The organism is Streptomyces sp. NPDC006925 (assembly GCF_042869575.1).
In the GTDB taxonomy this organism is placed as follows: Bacteria; Actinomycetota; Actinomycetes; order Streptomycetales; family Streptomycetaceae; genus Streptomyces.
This window is the reverse complement of sequence record NZ_JBIAGB010000004.1, coordinates 137,275-163,638: the sequence shown is the minus strand read 5'-3', so window position 1 is coordinate 163,638 and position 26,364 is coordinate 137,275. Positions and strand designations below refer to the sequence as shown.

21 protein-coding genes are annotated in these 26,364 nt (G+C 72.9%); 12 read left to right on the top strand and 9 right to left on the bottom strand.

Annotation, left to right across the window (positions count from 1 at the left end):
* Nucleotides 1-234: 234 nt before the first annotated feature.
* From nth to ACFYNS_RS08265, 3 genes are all read left to right on the top strand, one after another.
* Nucleotides 235-1,428 carry an endonuclease III gene (gene nth, locus ACFYNS_RS08275; RefSeq protein ID WP_388601586.1) on the top strand — a complete coding sequence of 398 codons (1,194 nt, stop codon included), beginning with the start codon at nt 235-237 and terminating at the stop codon, nt 1,426-1,428.
* A gap of 41 nt (nt 1,429-1,469) precedes the next feature.
* Nucleotides 1,470-2,162 (top strand): CoA pyrophosphatase, encoded by a 693-nt coding sequence (locus ACFYNS_RS08270; protein WP_360291466.1) that lies wholly within the window; start codon nt 1,470-1,472, stop codon nt 2,160-2,162.
* Nucleotides 2,163-2,372: 210 nt separating this feature from the next.
* The gene (locus ACFYNS_RS08265; protein WP_360291463.1) at nt 2,373-3,572 is read left to right on the top strand and encodes a MarP family serine protease; all 1,200 of its coding nucleotides are present in this window, start codon (nt 2,373-2,375) and stop codon (nt 3,570-3,572) included.
* A 344-nt stretch (nt 3,573-3,916) separates the two neighbouring features.
* Here ACFYNS_RS08265 and ACFYNS_RS08260 read toward each other — a convergent pair whose 3' ends face one another.
* The 6 genes from ACFYNS_RS08260 to ACFYNS_RS08235 form a co-directional block, all read right to left on the bottom strand.
* A complete protein-coding gene (locus ACFYNS_RS08260; protein ID WP_360291461.1) occupies nt 3,917-4,102 on the bottom strand; it encodes a hypothetical protein in 186 nt (61 codons plus the stop codon).
* A 130-nt stretch (nt 4,103-4,232) separates the two neighbouring features.
* Nucleotides 4,233-5,177, bottom strand: a complete 945-nt coding sequence (locus ACFYNS_RS08255) for an alpha/beta hydrolase (protein ID WP_360291458.1) — start codon at nt 5,175-5,177, stop codon at nt 4,233-4,235.
* Nucleotides 5,174-5,644 (bottom strand): phage holin family protein, encoded by a 471-nt coding sequence (locus ACFYNS_RS08250; protein WP_019355556.1) that lies wholly within the window; start codon nt 5,642-5,644, stop codon nt 5,174-5,176. Before ACFYNS_RS08250 ends, ACFYNS_RS08255 begins: the two co-directional genes overlap by 4 nt.
* Nucleotides 5,645-5,743: 99 nt before the next feature.
* The gene (gene nhaA / locus ACFYNS_RS08245; RefSeq protein ID WP_360291455.1) at nt 5,744-7,309 is read right to left on the bottom strand and encodes a Na+/H+ antiporter NhaA; all 1,566 of its coding nucleotides are present in this window, start codon (nt 7,307-7,309) and stop codon (nt 5,744-5,746) included.
* Between the two features lie 232 nt (nt 7,310-7,541).
* Nucleotides 7,542-9,509: an acetate--CoA ligase gene (acs, locus tag ACFYNS_RS08240; RefSeq protein WP_388601581.1), complete on the bottom strand. Its 1,968-nt coding sequence runs from the start codon at nt 9,507-9,509 to the stop codon at nt 7,542-7,544.
* Nucleotides 9,510-9,919: 410 nt separating this feature from the next.
* Nucleotides 9,920-12,490, bottom strand: a complete 2,571-nt coding sequence (locus ACFYNS_RS08235; protein WP_388601579.1) for a SulP family inorganic anion transporter — start codon at nt 12,488-12,490, stop codon at nt 9,920-9,922.
* Between the two features lie 261 nt (nt 12,491-12,751).
* Between ACFYNS_RS08235 and ACFYNS_RS08230 the strand changes: the two genes are divergently transcribed.
* A complete protein-coding gene (locus ACFYNS_RS08230; RefSeq protein WP_388601576.1) occupies nt 12,752-13,993 on the top strand; it encodes a hypothetical protein in 1,242 nt (413 codons plus the stop codon).
* Between the two features lie 81 nt (nt 13,994-14,074).
* On the opposite strand, the gene ACFYNS_RS08225 is transcribed toward ACFYNS_RS08230, so the two are convergent.
* Nucleotides 14,075-15,070 (bottom strand): ATP-binding protein, encoded by a 996-nt coding sequence (locus ACFYNS_RS08225; RefSeq protein WP_388601574.1) that lies wholly within the window; start codon nt 15,068-15,070, stop codon nt 14,075-14,077.
* 106 nt (nt 15,071-15,176) lie between these two features.
* Here ACFYNS_RS08225 and ACFYNS_RS08220 point away from each other — a divergent pair, with 106 nt between their 5' ends.
* Nucleotides 15,177-16,070, top strand: a complete 894-nt coding sequence (locus ACFYNS_RS08220; protein WP_388601571.1) for an oxidoreductase — start codon at nt 15,177-15,179, stop codon at nt 16,068-16,070.
* Nucleotides 16,071-16,602: 532 nt separating this feature from the next.
* Here the strand turns inward: ACFYNS_RS08220 and ACFYNS_RS08215 are convergent.
* Complete coding sequence (locus ACFYNS_RS08215; RefSeq protein WP_360291440.1) at nt 16,603-17,448, bottom strand: HAD family hydrolase; 846 nt, start codon at nt 17,446-17,448, stop codon at nt 16,603-16,605.
* A 454-nt stretch (nt 17,449-17,902) separates the two neighbouring features.
* On the opposite strand from ACFYNS_RS08215, the gene ssd reads away from it, so the two are divergent.
* From ssd to ACFYNS_RS08180, 7 genes are all read left to right on the top strand, one after another.
* Entirely contained in the window at nt 17,903-19,054 is a 1,152-nt protein-coding gene (gene ssd, locus ACFYNS_RS08210) for a septum site-determining protein Ssd (RefSeq protein WP_388601568.1), read from the top strand.
* An 83-nt stretch (nt 19,055-19,137) separates the two neighbouring features.
* Nucleotides 19,138-20,469 carry a TadA family conjugal transfer-associated ATPase gene (locus ACFYNS_RS08205; RefSeq protein ID WP_388601847.1) on the top strand — a complete coding sequence of 444 codons (1,332 nt, stop codon included), beginning with the start codon at nt 19,138-19,140 and terminating at the stop codon, nt 20,467-20,469.
* Nucleotides 20,466-21,464, top strand: coding sequence for a type II secretion system F family protein (locus ACFYNS_RS08200; RefSeq protein ID WP_360291434.1), 999 nt, complete (start codon nt 20,466-20,468; stop codon nt 21,462-21,464). Before ACFYNS_RS08205 ends, ACFYNS_RS08200 begins: the two co-directional genes overlap by 4 nt.
* A 278-nt stretch (nt 21,465-21,742) precedes the next feature.
* Complete coding sequence (locus ACFYNS_RS08195) at nt 21,743-22,303, top strand: type II secretion system F family protein (protein WP_388601565.1); 561 nt, start codon at nt 21,743-21,745, stop codon at nt 22,301-22,303.
* Between the two features lie 93 nt (nt 22,304-22,396).
* Entirely contained in the window at nt 22,397-22,606 is a 210-nt protein-coding gene (locus tag ACFYNS_RS08190; protein WP_360291429.1) for a DUF4244 domain-containing protein, read from the top strand.
* A gap of 121 nt (nt 22,607-22,727) precedes the next feature.
* Nucleotides 22,728-23,063, top strand: coding sequence for a TadE family type IV pilus minor pilin (locus tag ACFYNS_RS08185; RefSeq protein ID WP_360291427.1), 336 nt, complete (start codon nt 22,728-22,730; stop codon nt 23,061-23,063).
* Entirely contained in the window at nt 23,029-23,781 is a 753-nt protein-coding gene (locus ACFYNS_RS08180) for an Rv3654c family TadE-like protein (RefSeq protein ID WP_360291425.1), read from the top strand. The genes ACFYNS_RS08185 and ACFYNS_RS08180 overlap by 35 nt, the downstream gene beginning before the upstream one ends.
* On the opposite strand, the gene ACFYNS_RS08175 is transcribed toward ACFYNS_RS08180, so the two are convergent.
* A complete protein-coding gene (locus ACFYNS_RS08175; protein ID WP_360291422.1) occupies nt 23,753-26,272 on the bottom strand; it encodes a DEAD/DEAH box helicase in 2,520 nt (839 codons plus the stop codon). The two genes, ACFYNS_RS08180 and ACFYNS_RS08175, sit on opposite strands and share 29 nt — an antisense overlap.
* Nucleotides 26,273-26,364: the final 92 nt, after the last annotated feature.

Sequence of the window (26,364 nt, the reverse complement as noted above, 5' to 3'; positions counted from 1 at the left end):
TCCGTGGAACCCATGATGCCGGACGGTGAAACCATGCGATCAGTCACAGCAATCAGCCATAAGTTTGACGCACGCATGCTGTCGCCCCCAAGGCGGGGCGCGCTAGGGTCCCGGATCCGCCGCCTGTGCCACGAATGTCGGTGAGCCCCTTTACGCTGGCCGAGTGTCCAATACCCCGGGAAGCGCACGGACAGAGAGGGGGCTGGGCGGGTGACGGCGACGGAGGATTCCGCTGTGAGCGAACAGGAGGCGGCCGCGGCACCGGCACGGAAGGCTGCTGCCGGGAAGGCCGCCGGGGGAGCCGGGACCGCAGAGGCTGCCGAGGCCGCCCGGAAGGCCCCGGCGAAGAGGACGACCGCCGCGAAGAGGACGACCGCCGCGAAGAAGGCCCCGGCCGGCGAGGCCCCGGCGAAGAAGACCTCCCCCGCGAAGAAGACCGCCGCAGGCAGCGGGCAGGCCACTTCCGCCAAGAAGACCACTTCCGCCAAGAAGACGGCCGCTGCCAAGAAGGCGACCGCTGCCAAGAAGGCGACCGCAGCCAAGAAGGCGCCTCCCGCGAAGGCCGCCGCCGCGAAGGCGGCCGGGAGCAAGCCGGAGTCGCAGGCGGCCCGGGCGAAGCGGGCCGCGCGGATCAACAGCGCACTGGCCGAGGTCTACTACTACGCGCACCCCGAGCTGGATTTCGAGAACCCGTTCGAGCTTCTGGTGGCCACGGTCCTCTCGGCGCAGACCACGGATCTGCGCGTCAACCAGACGACTCCCGCCCTCTTCGCCGCGTACCCCACTCCGGAGGACATGGCGGCGGCCGATCCGGAGGCGCTGGAGGAGCTGATCCGACCCACCGGCTTCTTCCGCTCCAAGGCCAAGTCCCTGCTCGGTCTCTCCGCGGCGCTGCGGGACGATCACGGCGGCGAGGTCCCCGGCTCGGTGGAGGAGCTGGTGAAGCTGCCCGGCGTCGGCCGCAAGACGGCGTTCGTCGTGCTCGGCAACGCCTTCGGCGTCCCAGGGCTGACAGTCGACACCCACTTCGGCCGGCTGGTGCGCCGCTGGAAGCTCACCGAGCAGACGGACGCGGTCAAGGTCGAGCAGGAGATCGACGACCTGCTGCCGGAGAGCGAGTGGACGATGTTCTCGCACCGCACGATCTTCCACGGCCGCCGCGTGTGCCACTCCCGCAAGCCCGCCTGCGGCGCCTGTCCCATTGCCGAGCTGTGCCCTTCCTACGGGGAGGGCGAGACGGATCCGGAGAAGGCGAAGAAGCTGCTCAAGTACGAGATGGGCGGTCAGCCGGGGCAGCGGCTCAAGCCGCCGGCGGACTACCCGGGGCGTCCCGCGCCACCGCTGCCCTCCCGTGCGCCGGCCACCGGTTCGGCCACTGCCCCGGCTTCCGCACCCGACGCGGATTCCGCCACCGGGGCGGCCCGGTGACGGGTTCCTGTCAGCACTCGGACCATGCGGCGGAGTGCCCGGTGGCGGGCGGTTCCGCACCCGCGGCGCCGGTCGAGGTCAGCGGCGAGGGTCTGCCGGAGTGGCTCGTTCCGGTGAGCGACGCGGCGGCGGGGGTCGAGGCGAGCCAGCTCAGCCGCTTCCTGCCGCCGCGCGACGGCGGTGGCCGGCCGTCCGCCGTGCTCGTGCTGTTCGGTGACGGTCCGCGCGGCCCCGAACTGCTGCTGATCGAGCGCGCCTCCAGCCTGCGTTCGCACGCCGGGCAGCCCTCCTTCCCGGGCGGGGCGCTGGACCCGGAGGACGGCGACCCGGAAGGGGACGGCAGGCTGCGCGCGGCGCTCCGCGAGGCCGAGGAGGAGACGGGGCTCGATCCCTCGGGCGTGCAGGTGTTCGGGATGCTGCCCAGCCTCTACATCCCCGTGAGCGGGTTCGTCGTCACACCGGTGCTCGGCTGGTGGCGCCGCCGCACGCCGGTGGCGCCGGTGGACCCGGGGGAGACGGCCCGGGTCTTCACCGTCCCGGTCTCGGACCTCACCGACCCCGGCAACCGCGCCATGGCCGTACACCCGGCCGGACACGTAGGACCCGCCTTCCTGGTGGGCTCCGCGCTGGTGTGGGGGTTCACGGCCGGTCTCATCGACCGCATCCTGCACTACGCCGGGTGGGAGCGTCCCTGGGACCGCGACCGCCGGGTCCCGCTCGACTGGAAGGCGTGACGCCCGCGATCGGCGACCCGCGTGCCCCTCGCGCCCGCGTCCGCATGAGACGGTGTCTCTTCCGCTCTCCGGGTACCGCCTCCGCACGGCGACCGCCCGGCCCCGGCCCTGGCGCAGGGGCGGCGCTCGGACCGGTCCGGCCCGCGTGTCGAGTGCTGCCGGAGCGGGGGGAATGGACTGCCGGGATGGACCCGAGGCGAGGCTGATTCGGTGAACGTGCTGGACGTACTGCTGATCGTGGCTGCGGTGTGGTTCGCGCTCGTCGGCTACCGCCAGGGCTTCGTCGTCGGCATCCTGTCCGTCCTGGGGTTCCTCGGGGGCGGCCTGATCGCGCTGCTCGTCCTGCCCCCGCTCTGGGACCGGTTCACCTCGGGCGACCGGCCGGGGACGGGGTGGGCGATAGCCGCGGTGATCATCGTGATCATCTGTGCCTCCGTCGGCCAGGCCCTCACCACCCACCTGGGCAACAGGCTGCGGCAGTACATCACCTGGACCCCGGCCCGGGCCCTGGACGCGACGGGCGGCGCGTTCGTGAACGTCGTCGCGATGCTGATCGTCGCCTGGCTGATCGGCTCCGCGCTGGCCGGTACGTCCCTGCCGACGCTCGGCAAGGAGGTGCGCAACTCCAGGGTGCTGCTCGGCGTCTCGCATGTGATGCCGCAGCAGGCCAACGCCTGGTTCGACGATTTCTCCTCCGTTCTGGCCAAGAACGGCTACCCGCAGGTCTTCTCGCCCTTCGCCAGGGAGCCGATCCAGGACGTCCCACCGCCGAGTCCCGAACTGGCGGGCAGCCCCGTCGCGGAACGGGCCAAGCGCAGCATCGTCAAGGTCGTCGGCACGGCGCAGAGCTGCCGGAAGGAGGTGGAGGGCACCGGGTTCGTCTTCTCGAAGGGCAGGGTGATGACGAACGCGCACGTCGTGGGCGGCGTACAGCAGCCGACCGTGCAGATCGGCGGCGAGGGGCGGCGCTACAGCGCCCGTGTCGTGCGCTACGACTGGAAGCGCGACATCGCGGTGCTGGACGTCCCCGAGCTGACCGCGCCCGCACTGCGCTTCGCGAAGCGGGATCCGCGCAGCGGCGACGACGCGATCGTGGCCGGCTTCCCGGAGAACGGCGGCTACGACGTCCGCTCCGCCCGGGTGCGCGGTCGGCTGCAGGCGGAAGGCCCCGACATCTACCACCGGGGCACCGTCAGCCGGGACATCTACTCGCTCTACACCGCCATCCGTCCGGGCAACTCCGGCGGCCCGCTGCTCACCCCGGACGGCCGTGTCTACGGCGTGATCTTCGCCAAGTCCCTGAAGGACGACCGCACCGGCTATGCCCTCAGTGTCGACGAGATCCGCGAGGACATCACCCGCGGGCGCACGGACCAGCGGCAGGCCGACACCCAGGGCTGCGCGATCTGACGGCCCGTCCCGTCCCGTCCCGTCCTGGCCGCCCGTCCTGGCCAGGCCCGTCCTGGCCCGCCCGTCCGGCCCTGCCAGGTCCGGGCTCTCGGCGGGCTCCGGTGCGGTCGGCTCGGAACGGCGCGTACCCCCGGCGCGGTCGGCTCGGAAACCCGGTGCGCGGGAGGCATCGGCCCGCCTGCCGGCGGGCCGGCCCTCCGCCGCCCCGGCACCGTCCACCGGTGGCGTCCCTCGTCCACAGACCGTCCGGACGTCCGGACCGTCCTGCCGCACCACGCCGGGGCGCCGGGAGGGCGGCGGACGGCTCTGCCGCTCGCGCGGCGGCGGCAACGGCGACGGGTCGATCAGGAGCGGTGATGCCGCAGTCTCGCGCTGACCCAGCGTGCGCGGCGACGCAGAATGCGGGGAATGCCCAGCTCTGCGTCGGTGGGATGCAGCCGGGTCGCGGCGCGTGGGAAAGCCCGGCCGCGCGGGTACCTCAGATGGCTGCGGTTACGTGCCACGTCACGGAAGTCGTGCGTCAACCCCATACCGGGTCCCTGCCCCCGCCCCAAGGTCAGTAATCGCCCCGGGATCCGGCAATCGGCCTATGCGCCGGGCACATGTGTGCGGCCGCTCGGCACCGGGGACGGCGGCACCGCCCGGTTCCGGACCGCCGGCTCAGCGATCCGGTTCCGGATCGCTCAGCCAGTGCACCAGTTCACCGGTGAAGCTCGCCGGGTCCTCCTCGTGCGGATAGTGCCCCAGCCCGTCGAACAGGCGCCAGCGGTACGGGGCCTCGACGTACTCGCCCGACCCCGCCGCGCTCCGGGTCCGCATCACCGGATCGAGTGAACCGTGCAGATGCAGTGTCGGCACCCGCACCGGACGCTTCATCCGGCGGTAGAACTGCATCCCGTCCGGGCGCCCCAGCGACCGCACCAGCCACCGGTACGGCTCCACCGAGCAGTGCGCCGTGGAGGGTACGCACATCGCCCGCCGGTAGTTCTCCACCGCCAGGACGCCCGCGTCCCCGGTCGGGCCGGGCGGTTGCGGGCCGGCCCAGTCCCGGACCAGCCGCTCCACCAGGGCGCCGTCGTCCGCCACGAGCTGGCGTTCGGGCAGCCACGGGCGCTGGAACCCCCAGATGTAGGAGCTGGCCGCCGTCTGCCGGACGTCCCGCAGCATGGCGGCCCGCCAGCGGCGCGGGTGCGGCATCGAGGCGACGACGAGGCGACGGATCAGCTTGGGCCGCATCACCGCCGCCGTCCACGCCAGGTAGCCGCCCAGGTCGTGTCCGACCAGCGCCGCGTCGGGCTCGCCCAGTGAGCGGATCACACCGGTCACATCGAGCGCGAGGTTGGCCGGGTCGTAGCCGCGCGGCGTACGGTCGCTGCCACCCACTCCGCGCAGGTCCATCGCCACGGCCCGATAGCCCGCGTCGGCCAGCGCGGGGAGCTGGTGCCGCCACGCCCACCAGTACTGCGGGAAACCGTGCACCAGCAGTACCAGCGGGCCCTCACCCATCTCGGCGATGTGGAACAGCGCTCCGTTGGCTGCCACGTCCCGGTGAGTCCAGGGGCCCTCGGGACGGATCACCGCCGCCGGGCTGTCTGCGAGCGTCATACGGACGAGCGTGTCACACCCTGGAGCTGCGGGTGCTCCTCGCCGCCGTCCCCGGCCGCGCGCGGGTGCGGCTTGGCGTGCGAGAGGACCGCGGCGGTCTGCTTCGCCGAGGCCACCGACTTCTGCGGGCTCTTGCTCTTGGAGACCTTCTTGAACTTGGCCAGCGCCAGCAGCAGCAGGAGCAGCGCGAGGGCGATGAAGGCGCCGCCCACGATCAGGAACGACCAGGCGAGGCCGAGCCCCAGGTTGTGGATGCCGTAGGCGGCGGCGAAGCTCAGCACGGGGAGCGCGAAGAGCAGGAAGACCCCTGCGATCAGAGCGGCGCCGCTGCCCAGCACGCCGCGCTTGACGTCCTGTCGCAGCTCGGCCTTGGCCAGCGCGATCTCGTCGTGCACCAGTGCGGACATCTCCGCGGTCGCCGCTGCGACCAACTGGCCGAGGCTGCGGCCGTCGTCGGCTGCGCTCATCGCTGTCTCCCTTGCGGTAGTGAGGGCCCGCCGCGGTGCGGGCCCGGAGTTCCCTGGCTTGCGTGCGGGGTTCCCTCGCGGTAGCCGGTCAGGCTCCGATCATGCCGGACCATCGTCCGTCACGTCGTGGCGTGTGGCCACCTCGGCGAGCCTGCGGTGCTCCGCCGCCTTCGCCTCGTAGAGCGCCGCCATCCGCAGATGGAACGCGGGGTTGTGCTCCTCGTACACGTCGGGGACACCGTCGCCGTCCTCGTCGCGGTTCTCGGCCTCCACCAGCGAACGGTGCCTGCGGGCCCGGATTTTGAGCATGACTCCGGCGAACACCGCGGCCAGCAGGGAACCGATCAGCACGGCGGCCTTGGCCTCGTCGGCGAGCACGGGATCGTCGGTGAAGGCCAGTTCGCTGATCAGCAGCGAGACGGTGAAGCCGATACCGGACAGCGCGGCGATGGCCAGTACGTCGGCCCAGCCCAGCTCGCGGTTGAGTTCGGCCTTGGTGAAGCGCACCGCGGCCCACGCGCCGCCGAACACGCCCAGCGTCTTGCCCGCCAGCAGACCGAACACCACGCCCAGCGTCTCCGGCTTGCTGAACACGTCGCCCAGCGCGCCGCCCGAGACCGTCACACCGGCCGCGAAGAGGGCGAAGACGGGCACGGCCAGTCCGGACGACAGCGGCCTGACCTGGTGTTCGATGTGGGCGGCCGGTGAGGTCTCCTCGCCGGGGCGCAGGGTGCAGCGCAGCATCAGGCCCATCGCGACGCCGGCGACCGTGGCGTGCACCCCGCTGGCGTGCATCAGCCCCCAGACGACGAGGGCGAGCGGGACGTACACGTACCAGCCGCGCACCCCCCGGTGGTGCAGGAACCAGAAGACGGCCAGTCCGGCGACTGCGCCCGCCAGTGCCCCGAAGCTGATGCCCGCCGAGTAGAAGATCGCGATGATGACGATGGCGCCCAGGTCGTCGACGACGGCCAGGGTCAGCAGGAAGGCACGCAGCGCGGAGGGCAGCCCGGTGCCGAGCACGGCCAGCACCCCCAGCGCGAAGGCGATGTCGGTCGCCATCGGGATCGCCCAGCCGCGCAGGTCCCCACCCCCGGCGGCGAAGGCCAGATAGACCAGCGCGGGGACGGCCATCCCGCACACGGCCGAGACGATCGGCAGGGCGGCGGCCCGGGGATCGCGCAGTTCGCCCGCGACCAGCTCCCGCTTGAGCTCGATCCCGGCGACGAAGAAGAACAGGGTGAGCAGGCCGTCCTTCGCCCAGTCGGCGACCGAGAGGTTCAGATGGAGCGCTTCGGGGCCGAAATGGAAGTCCTTGACGTCCTGGTAGAAGCCGACGGCTCCGGTGTTGGCCAGCAGCAGGGCGACGACCGCGGCGGCCAGCAGCAGGGTGCCGCCGACCGTCTCGGTGCGGAGCGCGTCCGCCAGGAACGTACGTTCGCGAAGCGGGAGCCTGCCGAGGAAGACCGAACGGTGGCCGGCGTCCCGCCCTCCGGACGCTTCGGGTCGGTCGGTGGACGCTCGGGACGGGTCGGTGGACGCTCGGGACGGGTCGGCGGGCCCGGCCGAGCGCTCGGACCGCGCGGTGACCTGCGCGTCCTGTCGGGGGGACTGTCCCGGCTGCTGGGGGTCGGTGCCCTGGTCGGGGCGGTGCGGCGGAGTCATGGCGCGGGCCTCCGGAAGGTGGCGGGGACACACCTGTGGTGTGTGCCGACCAGACTTCCCGGCTCGCCCACGGACCTGTCGCCTCGCGGAGGCGACACAGCCAGCCTAACCAAACGGGTGAGGGGCACCCGGTCGGTTGTCCGGATGCCCCTCACCGTGCCGGGGCCCGCACGGCCCCGTGCCGGGGCCCGCACGGCCCCCGTGCGGGTGCTGCGCGGCCCGTGCCGCGGCGTCAGTCCTCGCTGGCGGCGCTCGGCAGCTTGGACTGGATGAGCTCCATCACAGACGAGTCGGTGAGGGTCTGGGTGTCACCCAGCGTCCGGTTCTCCGCCACGTCGCGCAGCAGTCGGCGCATGATCTTTCCGGAGCGGGTCTTGGGCAGCTCCGCGACCGGCAGGATGCGCTTCGGCTTGGCGATCGGGCCGAGCTGCTTGGCGACGTGCGCGCGCAGCTCCTCGACCAGTTCCCCGTCCTCGGCCGCGCCGCCGCGCAGGATGACGAACGCGCAGATGGCCTGCGTCGTCTGCGGGTCGGTCGCGCCCACGACCGCGGCTTCGGCCACCTTGGGGTGGGAGACCAGGGCGGACTCGACCTCCGTGGTGGAGATGTTGTGCCCGGAGACGAGCATCACATCGTCCACCCGGCCCAGCAGCCACACATCGCCGTCGTCGTCCTTCTTGGCGCCGTCGCCCGCGAAGTACTTGTTCTCGAAGCGCGACCAGTAGGTGTCGAGGAAGCGCTGGTCGTCGCCCCAGATGGTGCGCAGCATCGACGGCCAGGGCTCGGTCAGCACGAGGTAGCCGCCGGCGCCGTCGGCCACCTCGTTGGCCTCGTCGTCCACGACGGTCGCCGAGATGCCGGGCAGCGGTACCTGCGCCGAACCCGGCTTGGCCTCGGTGACGCCCGGCAGCGGGCTGATCATCATGCCGCCGGTCTCCGTCTGCCACCAGGTGTCCACCACCGGTGTGCGGTCTCCGCCGATGTGGTGCCGATACCACACCCACGCCTCGGGATTGATGGGCTCGCCCACCGAACCCAGGATGCGCAGCGACGAGAGGTCGAACTTCGCGGGGATGTCGTCGCCCCACTTCATGCTCGCGCGGATCGCCGTCGGAGCGGTGTAGAGCACGGTGACCCCGTACTTCTGCACAATCTCCCACCAGCGGCCCTTGTGCGGCGAGTCGGGAGTGCCCTCGTACAGCACCTCCGTCGCGCCGTTGGCGAGCGGGCCGTAGACGATGTACGAGTGGCCTGTCACCCAGCCGACGTCGGCCGTGCACCAGAACACGTCGGTCTCCGGCTTGAGGTCGAAGACCGCGTGGTGGGTGTAGGCGACCTGGGTGAGGTAGCCGCCGGTGGTGTGCAGGATGCCCTTCGGCTTACCCGTGGTGCCCGAGGTGTACAGGATGAACAGCGGGTGCTCGGCGTCGAAGTCCTGCGGCGTGTGCTGCTCGGACTGACGGCCGACCACCTCGTGCCACCACAGGTCGCGCTCCTCGTGCCACGCGATGTCCTCCTGGCCGGTCCGCTTGACCACCAGGACGTTGCGGACCTTCTCCGTGCCCGGCCGGGTGAGCGCCTCGTCGACCGCGGGCTTGAGCGCGGACGCCGCGCCCTTGCGGTAGCCGCCGTCGGCGGTGATGACGACACGGGCGTCCGCGTCCTCGATCCGGGTGGCCAGCGCGTCCGCGGAGAAGCCGCCGAAGACGACCGAGTGCGGTGCTCCGATGCGGGCGCACGCCAGCATCGCGACGACCGCCTCCGGGATCATCGGCATGTACACGGCGACCCGGTCGCCCGCCTGCACACCGAGTTCGGTCAGCGCGTTGGCGGCCTGCGAGACCTCCCGCTGGAGGTCGGCGTAGGTGAGGGTGCGGGTGTCGCCCGGCTCGCCCTCGAAGTTGATGGCGACCCGGTCGCCGTGGCCGGCCTCCACGTGGCGGTCCACGCAGTTGTAGGCGACGTTGAGCTTGCCGTCCTTGAACCACTTGGCGAAGGGCGGATTCGACCAGTCCAGCGTCTCGGTCGGCTCGGTACCCCAGGTCAGTCGCCGTGCCTGTGCGGCCCAGAAGCCCAGCCGGTCGGCCTCGGCCTGCTCGTACGCCGCAGCGGTCACGTTGGCGTTCGCGGCCAGCTCGGCGGGCGGGGCGAACCGGCGCTCCTCCTTGAGCAGGTTGGAGAGGGAAGGACTCTCGTTCATGTCGGCTCCCGTCGGCAAGTGGTGTAGACCAATACCTGATAACTGGCATGCTTAGTGATCGCGGGAGCCCGGTCAACCCCCGGGTGATCCTGGCACCTCGGACCCTGCTGGGTACAGCGGCATTCCGGGAGTCGTTGCGTGTCGTCCCGCACCACACCGGAGTGTGCCGCGTTCCCGCACGCCGCGGGGCGCCTCCGCGCATCCAAATCGCCCGGCGACGCCCCCTGTTGCGTGCTGTCCCGTCAGCTGCTCACCCGCAGGGAACCGGCAGTCCTCAGGCGGCTCCGGCGGCCCGCGGAGCCGCCCGGCGCCGGACGCCGCAGCCCCTGGCCGGAAGCCCGCGACCCCTTCCCCGGAAGCCCGCGGCACGGCGGGCGCCCCCGGGTGCGGCGACGGATGTCATCGAGGGCTCACAGGGCGACGGGGTCGGGCCGGACGGCGGCGAACACCGGCTCGGGCGCGAGGGTGCCCCCTACCGGCGCGTCCAGCACATACGTCTGTGCTTCGCCGACGTGGAAGTACATGCCGTGCAGTTCGAGGGTGCCCTCGCCGAGCCGCCGGGCCACGCACGCGTGCGCCGCCAGATGCTCCAGCTGCTGGACGACGTTGGTCAGGCAGAGCGCCTCGAGAGGGTCGGCCGTCGCCCGGTCCGCGAGGCGCGGGGCGACCCTGGCCGCCGTGTGGAACCGCTCCAGGGACGGGCGCCCGTGCTGCAGCCAGCGGCCGAGCGGCGTCCCGGCGGCCTCCGGGGCGTCCGCCGGGGTCGTGTGCAGCGCCTGCATGGCACCGCAGCCGGAGTGCCCGCACACCGTCACCGAGGCGACCTGCAGCACGTCCACGGCGTACTCGATCGCCGCCGCCACCGACTGGTCGCCGCGCTCCTCGCCGGGCGGCGGAACCAGGTTCCCCACATTCCGGACGGTGAACAGATCACCCGGACCGCTTGAGGTGATCATGCTGGTGACGACGCGCGAGTCGGCACAGGTGAGGAAGAGCTGCGAGGGCCGCTGTCCCTCGCGTGCCAGTCTCGCCAACTCGTCCCGCACCCGTGGCGCCGTGCTGCGCTGGAAGTTCCGCACCCCGCCCAGCAGCTGTCCGCGGTGGGAGAGGGGCGCGTCGCCCTCCCGCTGCCCCACCCGGGCGGGGTCCGCCGCCCCCGGCACGCTCCGGGCGCCGCTCGGGTCGGACGAGCCCGCGGCTCCGCCCGCCCCGCCCGCCGCCGTCTCCGGAGCGCCCTGTGCGTCGCGTGCCGTGCCGCCGCGGCCGTCGGACCCCGCGCGGCCGCGGGGAGCCGGGGCGGGAGAGGGGGCGCCGCGGCCGGGGTCGCCGGAGGAGTCTTCCGGCCCGGCGGGGGCCGGACGGGTGCACTGGTGGTTGCGCCACGGCGTCCACGGCGTGCACACATGCGCGCTCGCGGGTTCCCCGATGCCCTGCCCGCCGCGCCCGCTGACCTCGACCTCGCCCCCTGCCGCCGTATGCGTGGCCCGCCAGTCCTCCAGCGCCTCGTACGCCGCATGGTCCATGAACGATCCCTCCAGTTCCACGAATGCCTTCGCCCCCTCGGGCACCTGGGCCAGCGCCCGGCTCAGCCGTGGCACCGCGAGAAACGTCAACTGCCCCCGCACCACGACCCGGTAGTCGTCCCGGGACCGTCCCGCGGGTCCGGGTCCGGGTCCGCGGAACGCGTCGTGCGCCACGTCGATCCGGGCCCAGGCCAGCCGGTGCAGTGCCAGAACCACCGCTACCGCGATGCCCACACCGACCCCCTCCAGCACGCCCAGCAACACCACCGAGACCGAGGTGGCACCGAAGACCACCGCCTCGCGATGCCGTGCCACCTTTCTGATGTGGCCGATGTTGATCATCCGTACGCCCACGACCATCACCAGCGCCCCCAGCGCCGCCAGCGGAATCAGCTCCAGCACACCGACCAGCAGCCCGGCCGCCAGCAGCACCCACACGCCCTGCAGCAGGGCCGAGTTCCGGCTGACGGCGCCGGCGGCGATGTTCGCCGTGCTGCGCACCGCGACTCCGGTGACCGGCAGTCCGCCCAGCGCGCCCGACACCGCGTTCGCCACCCCGTGCGCGCGTAGCTCCCGGTCCAGGTCGCTGCGCGGCACCCGGCTCCCGGCCCCGCGCGCGGCCGTGAGCTTGTCGGCCGCGACCGCCGCCAGCAGCGCCTGCACGCTGGCCACCAGAGTGAGCGTGAGGACCGCCGTGCCCAGTCCGAGCACGGGGCCCTCCGGCAGTTCGGGAAGCGCGTGCGAACGCCAGGAGGGCAGGTCGACGCGGGGCAGCCCGGCACCCGCCAGCACTGCGGCAAGGGTGGCCAGGCAGACTGCGACCAGCGCGGCGGGTACGCGCGCCGCGGCCGCGCCGAACGAGCCCCCGTACTGCTTCAGCCGGGGCCAGGCGAGCAGCACGACCACGGTCAGGCTGCTGACGGAGAGTGCGGCGGGCTGCACCGCGGTGATCCGGCCGGGCAGTTCCAGCGCGTTGGTGAGCGGAGAGCTGTCGGGATCGCCACCGAGCATCACGTGGAGCTGGGCCAGCGCGATGGTGCACCCGATTCCGGCCAGCATGCCGTGCACGACCGCGGGGCTCACCGCCAGCGCGGAGCGGGCCACACGCAGGAAGCCGAGGCCGACCTGGGCGGCCCCCGCCAGGACGGTGATCGCGCAGGTGGTCTGCCAGCCGTACCGCTGGATCAGCTCTGCGGTGATCACCGTCAGTCCGGCTGCGGGTCCTGTGATCTGCAGCGGGGCGCCTCCGAGCCGTCCGCAGACCACTCCGCCCACCGCCGCGGCCACCAGCCCGGACTGGAGCGGTGCTCCGGCGGCCAGGGCGATACCGAGAGAGAGCGGGAGCGCGATCAGGAAGACCGTGACGGACGCGGAGAGGTCAGCCGACCAGCGCTGACGCGGGTCCGGGTGGTCCGGGGCGGCCCTGGGACCGCTGAGCACCGGGGGGCGGTGGGACATCGCGACTCCTCCCGAGGTCGGCACTGTGCGCGACGCTCTCGTCACTCCCCGTCGGGAGTAAAAGAACAGTAATGCCAAGTAAAGGCTTGGCGAAGTACGGAGTGGGGCCTGGTGGTCGGGGTTCCACCCATCGAGTGAACAGTGCTGAAAAAGCCGCTTGTCCTATTTGTCTGATTAACGTCTCATGTCACTTTTATGAGCGTGGCAACGCCGGTCCCGCCCGGTGACCGACGAGACAAGGCGACAGGACGAGGTGAGCCGATGGCAGCCACGCGAAGAAGACCCGCTCTCACCACCGTGGTCCCGGCAGTGCTGGCACTGTCCCTGACTGCGGCGGGCTGCTCCGGGGGCGGGAGCGCGCAGCGGGTCGAGGAGTCGCCCGGCGGGGCGCCCGGGGCCCGACCCCAGATCAAGCCCCAGCTCCTGGGGGACGGTTCGACCTCGCTGACGGGCCGCCAGCCGTTCCAGCCCACGCCGCACAAGCTGAAGCCCGGGAAGAAGCCGCCGCAGTTCGTCGTCTTCTCCTGGGACGGAGCCGGAGAGGACGACAAGGGGCTCTTCTCCCACTTCCGCAAGCTCGGCAGGAAGTACGGGGCGGCGCAGACCTACTTCCTCAGCGGCATCTACACGCTGCCGGAAGAAGAGGCGAAACGTTACTCCCCGCCGGGTCACGCACCCGGTGCCTCCGACATCGGCTACCTCAACGACAAGCACGTGCGCGCCACGCTCCGGCAGGTCCGCAAGGCCTGGCTGGACGGCAGCGAGATCGGCACCCACTTCAACGGCCACTTCTGCGGCCCCCAGGGCGTGGGCGCGTGGTCGGTCGAGCAGTGGAAGAGCGAGATCGAGCAGGCCCGCTGGTTCGTCCAGAACTGGAAGACGACCACCGGGTGGAAGAAGGCCCGGGCACTCCCGTTCGACTACAAGCGGGAACTCGTCGGCGGACGCACGCCCTGTCTGGAGGGGCAGGACAATCTGCTGAGGGCGGCCGCGCAGATGGGCTTCCGCTACGACTCCAGCGGCAACGGCACCCAGGTGTGGCCGGACAAGCGGCACGGGCTCTGGGACCTGCCGCTGCAACAGGTCCCCGTACCCGGCCGGGCGTTCGAGACGCTCTCGATGGACTACAACTTCCTCGCCAACCAGTCCGGCAGCGTCGACGGCGCAGTGGAGAAGCGGCCGCACTGGAAGCGCCAGATGCGCGACGGCCTGCTGCAGGGATTCCGACGCGCCTATGCGGGCAACCGCGCACCGATGATCATCGGCAACCATTTCGAGGACTGGAACGGCGGCATCTACATGGACGCCGTCGAGGACGTCATGAAGACGGTCTGCCGCAAGGACGGCGTCCGCTGCGTCTCGTTCCGTCAACTCGCCGACTGGCTCGACGCGCAGGACCCGGACACACTCGCCAAGCTGCGCACCTTGCAGGTCGGCGAGAAGCCCGCGGGTGGCTGGCGCAGGTTCCTCGCCGAGGACACCACCGCGGCCGAGGCGAGCTGAGCGCGGCTCCCGTTCCGGGCCCGGTCGCCCGGAACGGGAGCTCACGGCGCAACCGCGTGCGGCCGGACGCGTGCGGAGCGGTCAGGCCGGCTGCGGCGTCGCCGCCTTCCGTGGGCCCTCAGCCAGTGTGAACGACGGGTCCACCTGGGCCGCGAGATCCGCGCCGGTCTTCTCGTTGCCCCAGCTCTCCGCGTTGCGCAGATGGAAGTGCACCATCTGCCGCATGTACCGCTTCCAATCCCGCAGTTCGTACGCGGCGTCGGCCGTCTCGTACAGCGCGGCGAGGGAGCGGGCGTTGTCGTCCTCCAGCTCGGCGAAGGGGCGCGGGCGGCCCTTCTCCATGGCCCGCACCCAGTCCGAGTGGCCGAAGGTCACCAGCAGGTCCTCGCCCACCTCCTGGCGCAGGAAGTCGACATCGTCCGCGCTCTGCACCTTGTTGCCCACCACGCGCAGGGCGACCCCGAAGTCCCGTGCGTACTCCTTGTACTGCCGGTAGACCGAGACGCCCTTGCGGGTGGGCTCGGCCACCAGGAACGTCATGTCGAAGCGGGTGAACATGCCGGAGGCGAAGGAGTCGCTGCCCGCCGTCATGTCCACGACGAGGTACTCCCCGCGGTCGTCCGCCAGATGGTTCAGCAGCAGCTCCACCGCTCCCGTCTTGGAGTGGTAGCAGGCCACGCCCAGGTCGGACTCGGTGAACGGGCCGGTGGCCAGCAGCCGGACATCCCCGCCGTCCAGTGCGACAGCGCGTGCGCAGGCGTCGTAGACCGGGTTGTCCTCCTGCAGCCGGAGCAGCCGGGAGCCCTCGCCGGGCGGCGTCGTCTTGATCATCTTCTCGGCGGAGGCGATCCGCGGGTTGCTGCCCCGCAGGTACTCCTTGATGAGCGGCAGGTGGGCGCCCAGCGCGGGCAGCGCCGCGGCCTCGGAGTCGTCCAGTCCCAGTGCGGCGCCCAGGTGCTGGTTGATGTCGGCGTCGACGGCGACGACGGGAGTGCCCCGGGCGGCGAGATGGCGCACGAACAGCGAGGACAGCGTGGTCTTCCCGCTGCCGCCCTTCCCTACGAAAGCGATCTTCATGTTCAACAGCGTAAGCGGTCCGGAGCACCGCACCGGCGGACGCGAGTGAAGAAGACCACTCGATCGTGGGGTTGGGCCGCCCGGTCGGGTGCGTAGGGTCGTACGCATGAGTAGCACCGCTCGCCCCGACGACGGCGGCACCTCGAACTCCTCGGACTCCTCGAACTCCTCGGCCCATGGGTCCGCCGCGGCCGATCCGCTGGCCTCCCTCGCTGCGCTGCCGGGCGTACCGGAGGCCGTCGAGTCCGTGCGCGGATCCGTCGACCGGGTCTACGGGCACCGTGTCATGCGCCGCCGCAGCAGCGAGGTCAGCGCTGAGGCCGCCCTGCGCGGAGCCCGTGCCACCGCCGCTTCGGAAGGCGTCGACTGGGCGCTCGAAGAGGTGCGCCGACGCAGCGACTTCGGCGTGGAACCCGACGCCCGCACGGTCGGTGCGGGCCTGCGGGTGACGGCCGAGGCCGGGCAGCTGCTCGACATCTGGCCGCAGTCCCCGCTGCGCGTCCTCGCCCGGCTGCACCTGGTCGCCGCCGGCGGTGTGGCGCCCGAGGGCACAGTGGGCCGGCCGCGCCGTCCCGGAGAGCCGGTCGACGGCCCGGAGCTCGGCCTGGAGCTGCCCGGGGCCGACGAGGTCGCGGCTCGGCTGGACGGGCTGGCGCAGCTCATCACCGGCGGCACCGCGGCCCCCGCGCTGGTGACCTCCTCTGTCGTGCACGGCGAACTCCAGGTGCTGCGCCCGTTCGGTTCGTACAACGGGCAGGTCGCACGTGCCGCGGAGCGCGTCGTGCTGGTGGGCAGCGGCCTCGACCCCAAGGCCGTCTGCCCGGCCGAGGTGGGCCATGCGGAGCTGGGCGGGGAGGCGTATCTGACGGCCCTGCGCGGCTACGCCTCAGGAACACCCGAAGGGGTGACCCAGTGGATCGCGCACTGCGGACGCGCGGTCGAACTCGGTGTCCGGGAGAGCACCGCGGTGTGCGAGGCAATGCAGCGGGGAGCGGCCTGAGCGACTGCCGGGCAGGGGTCCGGCCCTCGGGACGGCCCCGGAAGCCGTGAGGTGGCGGACGGTCGAACATCGCCGCGGGGATGAGTCGGCGCCGGGGCGTGAAGCGGTGGACAGGTCGGACGCCGGGCGAGGACCGGTCGGACGTCGCGGCCGATTGGGCCGGGAATGCGAGCGGCCCCGCCGTCGGAGGCAGGGCCGTCGCTGGCATGTCCACCGGGTTACCAGTGCGTGCGTGATGATGTCCGAACGTCAGGGCGGAGTCTTTGCCCGTCCCTGAGGGGACCTGCCCGATCGCGGGCTCTGCGTCGCGTGGGTGCCCGGTATTCATGCTTCCGGTCCGTGGGGCCGTGTGCGTGAAACGGGATCCTCTCGGATGCCGTCGGTCTCGCGGGCCGTCGATTCCTTTGTACTCCCCGCCGGGAGTGAGTGGAAGCCCCGCCGTCAGATCTTTACTCTGCCCGTTCTGTGGCGTTCTGACAGGAAGAGGGGGCGTGCCTGTGTGTGGCGGTGGGTGTCGTGGTGGGTCAGGGGGTCAGGAGCGGCGGAACAGCGGAGTCGGCCGGTTCCGGTTGTTGAGCCACACGAAGCCCGCTGTCGCCGCGGCGGCGCCCACCGCCACAGCTGTCAGCGCGAGCGCGGGCCGCGAAGGCATGGACAGTGCGGGGATGCGCTGCCTGAGCCGTACGGGCCGGGAGAACGCCAGCACGGGCCAGTCGCGCGCGAGTGCCTCCTTGCGCAGAGCCCGGTCCGGATTGACGGCGTGCGGACTGCCGACCGCCTCCAGCATCGGCAGGTCCGTGACCGAGTCGCTGTAGGCGTAGCACCGCGCCAGGTCGTACCCCTCGGACTCCGCCAGTTCCCGGATCGCTTCCGCCTTGGTCGGGCCGTAGGCGTAGTACTCGATCTCTCCGGTGAAGCGGCCCTCCGCGACGACCATGCGCGTGGCGACCACCCGGTCGGCGCCGATCATCCGGCCGATCGGCTCGACCACCTCGGCGCCGGAGGACGAGACGATGACCACGTCGCGGCCCGCCAGATGGTGCTTCTCGATGAGGGAGGCGGCCTCGTCGTAGATGATCGGGTCGATCAGGCCGTGGATCGTCTCCGCGACGATCTCTCTGACCTGCTCGACGTCCCAACCGCGGGCGAGTCCGGAGAGGTACTCCCGCATCCGTTCCATCTGGTCGTGATCGGCGCCTCCGAGGAGATATACGAACTGCGCGTAGGCAGTCCGGAGCACTGCGCGGCGATTGATCAGGCCACCCTGGTAGAAGGACTTGCCGAAGGTGAGCGTGCTCGACTTCGCAATGACCGTCTTGTCCAGATCGAAGAAGGCGGCTGTCCGGGGCATCGCGAGATTTTTCACGGCACCGAGCATAGGCGCCCACCATTCGGCGTAAGCTGGGGCGCGTGGGTTTGCCTGAGAAGGCTCTCGGGTACACCATGGAAGTCACGGATCGTTCGCGACCGTGCTAACCCGGCCCGACTCCTCCCCCCCCGAGTCGGCCGTGGGGACGACCCCCGCTCTCCCCCCCCGGCGGGGGTCGTCGCATGTCCGGGGGCATTTCTCGGCCTCGGCCCACAGGGGTCGGGGCTTTTTCGATCTCCCGGTAACGGACTTCCAGATTCCCCCTCGGGGTGACGCAGTGTAATCGAAAGACTGCTCTGTGATGGTCACTGGTTTGGGTGAGTGAGTTATTCACAGTCTCTGGGTTGTCCACAGTTTTCGACCATGATCCACAAGTTTTTCCGGTTCGCTGCACCGTGAATCCCGTCGGTGTCCGCAGGCGTTTGCGGACGCGAGTGCCCAACTGACGGGGAGGGCCCGGAGCGTGGCCGAAAACATTCTGATTGTCACCGAGGACGAGGAACTCCTCGATGACCTACTGCGACTGTGCGCAGCCGCCGGGACGGAGCCCCAGGTCGCTCATGGCGGCCCGACGAGCGGCGCGGGGTGGGCCTCCTGGAGCGGTGCCGCCTCCTGGGAGCGGGCGCCCCTGGTGCTGGTCGGCGACGACTGCGTCGGCGCCTCCGGCTTCGGCCGTGCCGACGACGACACGCCCGGCGCGGACGGACCGGTCCCGCGGCGGCCCGGAGTACTGCTGATCGGGCGGGACTGGGACGATCCGGGCGTCTGGGAGCGCGGAGTACGTGTCGGCGCGGAGAGCGTGGCCCTGCTGCCCGACGCGGAGAGCTGGCTGACCGGCCGCATCGCCGACGCCCTGGAAGGGGTCGGCAGTACGGCGCTGACCGTGGGAGTCATCGGCGGCAGGGGCGGAGCCGGGGCCTCCACCCTGGCGTGCGCCCTGGCGGTCACCGCGGCCGCCGCCGGAGAGCGGACGACGCTCGTCGATGCCGACCCGCTCGGCGGCGGCCTGGACATCCTGCTCGGCGCGGAGCGGACGCAAGGGCTGCGATGGCCCGATTTCGCGGAATCCCGCGGCCGGGTCGGTGGCGCCGCCCTCGCCGACTCCCTGCCCCGGGCGCACGACCTGAGCGTGCTCAGCTGGGACCGGGGCGAGCGGGCGCTGGTGCCCGCCGATGCCATGAAGGCGGTGCTCTCCGCCGCGCGGCGGCGCGGCGGAGTGGTCGTCGTCGACCTGCCCCGGCAGGTGGACGCGACGGTCGCGGAAGCGCTGGTGCAGCTCGACCTCGGACTTGCGGTCGTCCCCGCGGAACTGCGCGCGGTCGCCGCGGCCCACCGGGTGGCCGCCCGCACCCGACTGGTGGTCCGTGACCTGCGGGCGGTCGTGCGTCCCCCGGGCGGCCCACAGCGCCGCAACCGGCACGACGCCGGACTCGACGACACGGAAGTCGCCCGGCTGCTCGGACTGCCGCTGGCCGGTGAACTCCCCTGGGAGCGCGGACTGCTCGCGGACGTCGACCGTGGCAGGCCGCCCGGCTCCGCGAAGGACGGTGCCCTGGCCCGCTTCTGCGGCCGGTTCTGGGAGCAGGCGCTCAGCGGAGCAGGAGTGGCCGCGTGACCGCGCGGGACAACGGCGCGCGAGAGGCCGCGCCGACGCCGGGCGCCGCACCCCGCACGGGCGCGACCAGCGCAGGCACCCGGCTGCTGGACTCGGTGCGGCGCAGCCTCGCCGAAGCGGGCGCCGAGCCGACACCCGCCGCGGTGGCCGCCGCACTGCGGGCCCAGGGACGGCTGATGGGCGACAGCGCGGTACTGGGGGTCGTGGAGGCCCTCCGCTCCGAACTCGTCGGAGTCGGCCCGCTCGAACCGCTGCTGGCCGACCCCGAGGCCACCGACGTGCTGGTCACCGCGCCCGACCAGGTCTGGGTGGATCGCGGCCGGGGTCTGGAGCCGACCCGGGTGCGCTTCCCCGACGCCGCCGCCGTGCGCAGGCTCGCGCAGCGGCTGGCGACCTCCGCGGGGCGCCGGCTCGACGACGCCCGGCCCTGGGTCGACGCCCGGCTCCCGGACGGCACCAGACTGCACGCGGTACTGCCCCCGGTCGCCGTGGGCTGCACCTGCCTGTCCCTGCGGGTGATGCGCCCCCGCGCCTTCGGCCTGGCGGAGCTGGTCACCGCCGGGACGGTGCCGCCGGGCGGGGAACGGCTGCTGCGCGCCGTACTGGACGCCCGCCTCTCCTTCGTGGTCAGCGGCGGCACCGGATGCGGCAAGACGACACTGCTGTCCACACTGCTGGGGCTGGTCGGCCCCGACGAACGCATCGTCCTCGCTGAGGACTCGGCCGAACTGCGCCCCGACCATCCCCACGTCGTGCGACTGGAGGCACGCCCGGCCAACCAGGAAGGCGTGGGCCGGGTGGATCTGCGCGATCTGGTGCGGCAGGCGCTGCGCATGCGGCCCGACCGCCTGGTCGTGGGCGAGGTCCGGGGTCCCGAGGTCACCGACCTGCTGGCCGCCCTGAACACCGGTCACGAGGGCGGGTGCGGGACCGTGCACGCCAACGCCGCCGCCGACGTTCCGGCACGGCTGGAAGCCCTGGCCGGCACCGCGGGCCTGGACAGGGCCGCGCTGCACAGCCAGTTGGCGGCGGCGCTGGACCTGATCGTCCACGTGGCCCGGGGGCGCGACGGCAGGCGGCGGATCGCCCAGATCCACGTGCTGAAGCGGGACGCGGCCGGTCTGGTGGCGACGGTGCCTGCCGCCGTGTGGAGCGGTCCGGGAGCGGGCGGCCCCCGCGACCCCGCAACCGGGTTCGTCCGGGCGCGCGGCTGGCAACGGCTGCAGGAGCTGTTCCTGCGGCGGCACGCCGACGGAACGGACGGCGACGGCCTGCCCGCCGAGAGCGTGGCCCTCCCCGGAAGCGCCGCTCCCGTAGCGGGACGTGCCCGAGCGCCGCTCCCGGCCTCAGCCGGTGCCGTTGCGGCTCCGGTACCACCGACCGGGCCATGGCCCGAGCAGAGGAGCCCCCGATGAGCTGTACCGCAGCCGTGGCGGCGGGAAGCGAATCCCCGGTGACCCACGCGGCGTACGCCGCGGCGATGTGCGCGGGCGCGGCGGCCTGGTTGCTGACCGGGCGCCACGAAGGCGCCCGGCGGGCCGGATTGCTGCTCGCAGGCGGAGCGGAGACGTCGGCGCGGCGCTCAGCCGTCGCCCTGCCGGACCGCTGGCGGGAAGCCGCCGCCGCGGCCCGGGCGCGCTTCGCGGTGCGGGCCGGGCACGAATGGTGGTGCCTGCTGGCAGGAGTGCTGGTGGCGCTGCTGGGCCGGTCCTGGATCCCGGTGGTGGCGGGGCTCGCCGCCGTTCCCCTGGCCCGGAGGTGGCTGCGGCGGCGTGCGGCGGGGCTGCTGGCCCAGGAGCGCGAGACTGCTGTGGCCCGGCTGTGTGCGGCGGTGGCGGGCGAACTGCGGGCCGGGAAGCAGCCGGACGGCGCGCTGCTGGCCGTCGACCGTGCGGCGCTGCGGAGCCTGGGGGACGCGGGAGCAGCAGTGCTCGCCGCGGCCCGGTTCGGTGGCGATGTACCGGCGGAGTTGCGCGAGGCCGCGCTGCTGCCCGGAGCGGAGGGGCTGGCCGGGGCGGCTGCCTGCTGGCAGGTGGCCGTCGAGGGCGGAGCAGGGCTGGCCGAGGGGCTGGAGCGGGTGGCCGGAGCGGTGCGCGCCCGCGGCGAGCAACGTGCGGAACTGCGGGCGCAACTGGCCGGGCCCCGCTCCACCGCCCTGGTGCTGGCGCTGCTGCCGGTCTTCGGGCTGGCCCTGGGCACCGCCATGGACGCCGATCCGCTCTGGATCCTCCTGCACACGCCGACCGGTTTCGGCTGCCTGGTCGTCGGAGCGCTGCTGGAGTGGGCCGGGCTGCTGTGGGTCACCCGCATCGTGCGCGCCGCCGAGCGTGCAGCGGGGCCCGCCGGTGCCACGGCTCCCGCACTCGAGGTGGAGCGGGACGAACAGCCCGGCAGGAGCTGGTCGACGTGAACGCCGGATGGGGCGACGTCGTCCCCAGGGTGTGGACATGGGCCCCGGCTGCCGCGGGGACGCTGGCGGCAGCGTGGTGCCTGGCGCAGGCACTGGGGGCACTCAGGACGGAGGGATCCGTCCGGCGCCGCGCACACCTCATGTGCGGAGTCCCGGCGCAAGGGAGACCGGACAGGGTCGGCCACTGGCCGACGGGGCGGACGGGCAGCGGGAAGCGGTTCACCGACAGACTGCGCACGAGGCAGGTACGCGAGGGCGTCGCTTCGGCAGGCGCCGGTGTGCTGGGAGCTCTGCTGGTCGGCGGAGCGGCGGGATGGCTGGTGGGTGGCGCGGCCGCCTGGGGAACGTGGCGCCTGCTGCGGCGGCGTGCCGCCGCACAGGATGCCCGGAGCAGTACGGAGCTGATCGAAGAGGAACAGCTCCCCCTGGTCGCCGAGCTGATCGCGGCCTGCCTGGCGGCCGGGGCCGGTCCCGGCCGCGCCGCCGAGGCCGTCGGCGGCTCGGTCGGCGGCCCGTTGGGGACACGGCTGGTGCGAGCCGCTGTGGAGCTGCGCCTGGGCGCCGAACCCGCGCTGGTGTGGGGACGGTTCGCCGAGCGGCCCTGGGGCGTGGAGTTCGCCCGGTGCATGGAGCGTGCCGGGTCGGCCGGAGTGCCCGCGGTCGAGTCCGTCGCCCGGTTGGCTGCCGAGCTGCGAGGCAGCCGGGCCCGGGTCGCGGGCAGCAGGGCGAGACGGGCGGCGGTACTGGTCACCGGGCCCCTGGGGCTGTGCTTCCTGCCCGCGTTCCTGGTGGTCGGAGTCGTACCCGTGTTGCTGGGGCTCGCCCGGTCGCTGTGGTGAGCGGCGGCAGGCGGCACACGGGCCGGTCGCGGGCTGCGTGCGGCTCGCTCAGTGCAGAACGAGAGAGGACATCGGGTGCGGGAGGACGAGCGGATGACAGGAGTCGTGAGGCTGCGCCGGCTGTGGGAGCGCGCGAAGCTGCGGCGCCCCGGCGGGGACAGGGGGATGAGTACGGCCGAGTACGCCATGGGCACGCTCGCAGCGGTCGCACTGGCCGCAGTGCTCTACAAGGTCGTCACCAGCGGTGCGGTGAGCGCCCAGTTGCAAGGTCTCGTCGAACGGGCGCTCCGTGCGCCGTTCTGACCGGGCGCCGGGCCGGGGCCGGCGGCTCGGCCGTGGACGGCCCGGCCGTGGACAGTGGGTCCGGGATCTCGGCGCAGGCAGCGGAGGGCGGCCGCGGAGGACCGATCGGTGCGCCGGATATGTGACGGCGGAGGCCGCTGTGGTGATCCCGGCGCTGGTGCTCCTGGTGGCCGGGCTGCTGTGGGGGCTGATGGCCGCGGTGGCCCGGATCCAGTGCGTGGACGCGGCGCGCGCCGGAGCACGGGCGGCTGCCCGCGGCGAACCCGAGGACGGCGTTCGGCAGGCTGCGCGAGCGGCCGCCCCGCCCGGCGCTCGGGTGAAGACGGTACGGGAGGGCGAACTGGTGCGGGTCGCGGTGCGGGCGCGAACGGTCGGCCCGGTGCCGCTCACCGTGGAGCTGCACGCGGAGGCGGTTGCGCTGGATGAGAGGAGGGCGGGTGGCAGCGGGATTCCGTGAGGACGGGGGGTCGGCCTCGGTGTGGGCGGCGCTGAGCGTCGTGGCGCTGTGCGGGGTGTTCGCGGGAGTGCTGGGGTTCGGTCAGGCGGTCTGGGTACGGCACCGGGCGGGCGCCGCCGCCGATCTGGCGGCGCTCGCGGCGGCCGACCGTGCGCTGGCCGGCCCGGCCCGCGCCTGTGCGACGGCGCGCCGGGTGGCCCGGGCGCAGCACACGCGGGTGGCCCGCTGCACGGTCCGGGGCGAGGTCGCGGATCTGGAGACACGACTGCGGTGGGGGCCCTACACGGCGCGTGCGCGAGCCCGTGCGGGCCCGGCCGACCTGCCGACCGCGGACGTGCCCACCGACGGGGCGGACGAGTCCAGCGGTGCCACCGGCCCGTCCAGCGGCCTCCGGCGGCCGTCGGACGTCGGCCTGCCCCCAGATGCCCTCGGCCGGCTCACCGGCGCTGCCGTCACGCGGCCTTCCTCCATGCGTGGGTCGCGCCGTCCGAGAGCGCTTCCGGCCACCGGGTTCTCCGCTCCCTCCCGTGCCGGTCCCGCTGAGGGCGGCCGGGGAGGTCCGCGGGCTGGGCGCGCGTCCGCCGGACGGGAGTCAGGGACCGAGCCCGGGCGGAGGCACGGTGCCGGAGGAAGGAGGAGGCCGGGGGACCGGAGGAAGGAGGCGCCGGGGGAGCGGGCCCGGCGGCGGTTCAGGTGGCGGAGCGGAGGAGTTCGGTGAGGAGCCGGACGGCGCCGCGCTTGTGGAGCGGGTCGTTGGCGTTTCCGCATTTGGGCGACTGGATGCACGACGGGCAGCCCGCCTCGCACTCGCAGGCGGCGATGGCGTCGCGGGTGGCGGTCAGCCAGCCGCGCGCGGTGTGGAACGCCCGCTCGGCGAAGCCGGCCCCGCCGGGCTGGCCGTCGTAGACGAAGACGGTGGGAAGGAGAGTGTCCGGGTGCAGGGCGATGGAGACACCGCCGATGTCCCAGCGGTCGCAGGTGGCGAACAGCGGCAGCATGCCGATGGCTGCGTGCTCGGCGGCGTGCAGCGATCCGGCCAGGATCTCCGGGTCGATCCGGGCGGCGTCGAGCTGGTCCTCGGTGACGGTCCACCAGACCGCTCGGGTGCGCAGGGTGCGGGGCGGCAGGTCGAGCTTGGTCTCGCCGAGGACCTCGCCGGTCAGCAGACGGCGGCGCAGATAGGAGACGACCTGGTTGGTGACCTCGACGGAACCGAAGCACAGCCGGGCATCGCCCCAGGGACGCTCGGCCTCGGTCTTCAGCACGGCGAGAGAGGTGGTGTCACGCGCCATCGTGGTCCACGGCGGCGACGACTCCTCGACGAGCGCGGCGGAGTCCTCCAGGTCGAGCCGGCGCACCACGTAGGTGCGGCCCTGGTGCAGATGGACCGCGCCCTCGTGGACGGTGGTGTGTGCGGCACCGGCGTCGACGGTGCCCAGCAGCCGCCCCGTGCCGTCCTCCACCACCTGCACCGGCTTACCACCGCTGCCGCGGATGTCGGTCAGGTCGGCGGCCCGCTCCTTGCGGGTCCAGTGCCAGCCGGAGCTGCGTCGCCGGAGCAGCTTGCGCTCTTCGAGCTTGCCCAGCAGTTCAGGCGTCTCCGGTCCGAAGAGGGCGAAGTCGGATTCGGTGAGCGGGAGCTCGGCTGCGGCTGCGCACAGGTGGGGCGCCAGGACGTAGGGGTTGTGCGGATCCAGGACGGTGGACTCGACCGGGGTGTGGAAGACGGATTCGGGGTGGTGGACGAGATAGGTGTCCAGCGGCTCGTCCCGGGCGATCATGATGGCCAGCGCACCCTGACCGGCCCGGCCCGCCCGCCCGGCCTGCTGCCAGAGTGATGCGCGGGTGCCGGGATAGCCGGTGATGAGGACGGCATCCAGCCCGGAGATGTCGATACCGAGTTCCAGCGCGTTCGTGGCGGCGAGCCCCAGCAGCTCGCCGGTGTGCAGCGCCCGTTCCAGGGCGCGCCGCTCCTCGGGAAGATAGCCGCCCCGGTAGGCCGCGATCCGCGCGGACAGCCCGGCAGGCCGTGCCGCGCCCGGTACCGGGTCCTCGGCGCTGCGGGGTTCTCCGATCCGCGGGCTGCCGGGCGCCGCTGCGGTGTCGCGGGCCGCTTCCGGCGGCGGGCGTCCGTCCGGGCCGGGGCGGCGGGGCGCGGGGAGAGCGGCGAGGCGGTCCTGGGCGATGAGGGAGATCAGCTCGGCGCCGCGGCGGGAGCGTACGAAGGCGACGGTACGTACCTCCTGGGCCGCCAGATCGGTGAGCAGCTCGGCGGCCTCGGCGGTGGCGGTGCGGCGGACCGGGGCGCCGCGTTCGCCCTCCAGTTCGGTCAACGGCGGCTCCCACAGGGCGAAGACGGTCTCTCCCCGCGGGGAGGTGTCCTCGGTGATCTCGACCGGGCGTATACCGGTGAGGCGGGCTGCTCCCTCGCCGGGCGCCGCCGCGGTGGCGGAGGCCAGCAGGAAGACCGGTTCGGAGCCGTAGCGTGCGCACACCCGGCGCAGGCGCCGCAGCACCTGGGCGACGTGGGAGCCGAAGACGCCGCGGTAGGTGTGGCACTCGTCGACGACCACGTAGCGCAGGGCCCGCAGGAACGAGGACCACCGGCTGTGCCCGGGCAGTAGGCCGCGGTGGAGCATGTCCGGGTTGGTCAGCACGTAATTGGCGTACAGCCGCACCCATTCGCGCTCCTCCACCGGAGTGTCCCCGTCGAAGACGGCCGCCCGCACTCCGGTGCCCAGCGGGGAGGCCAGATCGGTGACGGCGCGCCGCTGGTCCGCCGCGAGTGCCTTGGTGGGCGAGAGGTACAGCGCGGTGGCGCCGCGGCCGTTCGGGGCCTCGGAACCGTCCAGCAGCGTGCTGAGCACGGGGACGAGGTAGGAGAGGGATTTTCCGGAGGCGGTGCCTGTGGCGATGATCACGGAGTCGCCGTCGAGGGCGTGGGCGGCGGCGCGGGCCTGGTGCTCCCAGGGACGGTCGATGCCTGTCTGCTGCACGGCATCGATCACTTCCGGCCGGATCCGGTCGGGCCATTCTGCATGGCGACCGTTTCGCGGGGGCAAGTGCTCCGTATGGGTGACACGTCCGGCGCGGTCCGGCCCCTTGGTGAGACGAGCGAGCACGTCGCGAGGGTCGCCGCGGGAGGCCGAGCGCTGCGGCTCGACTCGCGGGCGTACGCTCGCGGACCGGGTGTGCTGTTCGTTGGCCATCGGTACCGAGTGTGTCACTGGCGAGGCGGACAATGACCGCAAGGCGTCGTCCCCTCCTGCTGGTAAGTGATTGAATGCCTCTGCGGCTGCCG

Excerpts from the sequence above, each read along its gene's own strand:
- ACFYNS_RS08260 (WP_360291461.1), bottom strand. The coding sequence starts at position 4,102 with ATGGGGTTGACGCACGACTTCCGTGACGTGGCACGTAACCGCAGCCAT.
- ACFYNS_RS08255 (WP_360291458.1), bottom strand. The coding sequence starts at position 5,177 with ATGACGCTCGCAGACAGCCCGGCGGCGGTGATCCGTCCCGAGGGCCCC.
- ACFYNS_RS08250 (WP_019355556.1), bottom strand. The coding sequence starts at position 5,644 with ATGAGCGCAGCCGACGACGGCCGCAGCCTCGGCCAGTTGGTCGCAGCG.
- nhaA (WP_360291455.1), bottom strand. The coding sequence starts at position 7,309 with ATGACTCCGCCGCACCGCCCCGACCAGGGCACCGACCCCCAGCAGCCG.
- acs (WP_388601581.1), bottom strand. The coding sequence starts at position 9,509 with ATGAACGAGAGTCCTTCCCTCTCCAACCTGCTCAAGGAGGAGCGCCGG.
- ACFYNS_RS08235 (WP_388601579.1), bottom strand. The coding sequence starts at position 12,490 with ATGTCCCACCGCCCCCCGGTGCTCAGCGGTCCCAGGGCCGCCCCGGAC.
- ACFYNS_RS08230 (WP_388601576.1), top strand. The coding sequence starts at position 12,752 with ATGGCAGCCACGCGAAGAAGACCCGCTCTCACCACCGTGGTCCCGGCA.
- ACFYNS_RS08225 (WP_388601574.1), bottom strand. The coding sequence starts at position 15,070 with ATGAAGATCGCTTTCGTAGGGAAGGGCGGCAGCGGGAAGACCACGCTG.
- ACFYNS_RS08220 (WP_388601571.1), top strand. The coding sequence starts at position 15,177 with ATGAGTAGCACCGCTCGCCCCGACGACGGCGGCACCTCGAACTCCTCG.
- ACFYNS_RS08215 (WP_360291440.1), bottom strand. The coding sequence starts at position 17,448 with ATGCTCGGTGCCGTGAAAAATCTCGCGATGCCCCGGACAGCCGCCTTC.
- ACFYNS_RS08200 (WP_360291434.1), top strand. The coding sequence starts at position 20,466 with ATGAGCTGTACCGCAGCCGTGGCGGCGGGAAGCGAATCCCCGGTGACC.
- ACFYNS_RS08190 (WP_360291429.1), top strand. The coding sequence starts at position 22,397 with ATGACAGGAGTCGTGAGGCTGCGCCGGCTGTGGGAGCGCGCGAAGCTG.
- ACFYNS_RS08180 (WP_360291425.1), top strand. The coding sequence starts at position 23,029 with ATGAGAGGAGGGCGGGTGGCAGCGGGATTCCGTGAGGACGGGGGGTCG.
- ACFYNS_RS08175 (WP_360291422.1), bottom strand. The coding sequence starts at position 26,272 with ATGGCCAACGAACAGCACACCCGGTCCGCGAGCGTACGCCCGCGAGTC.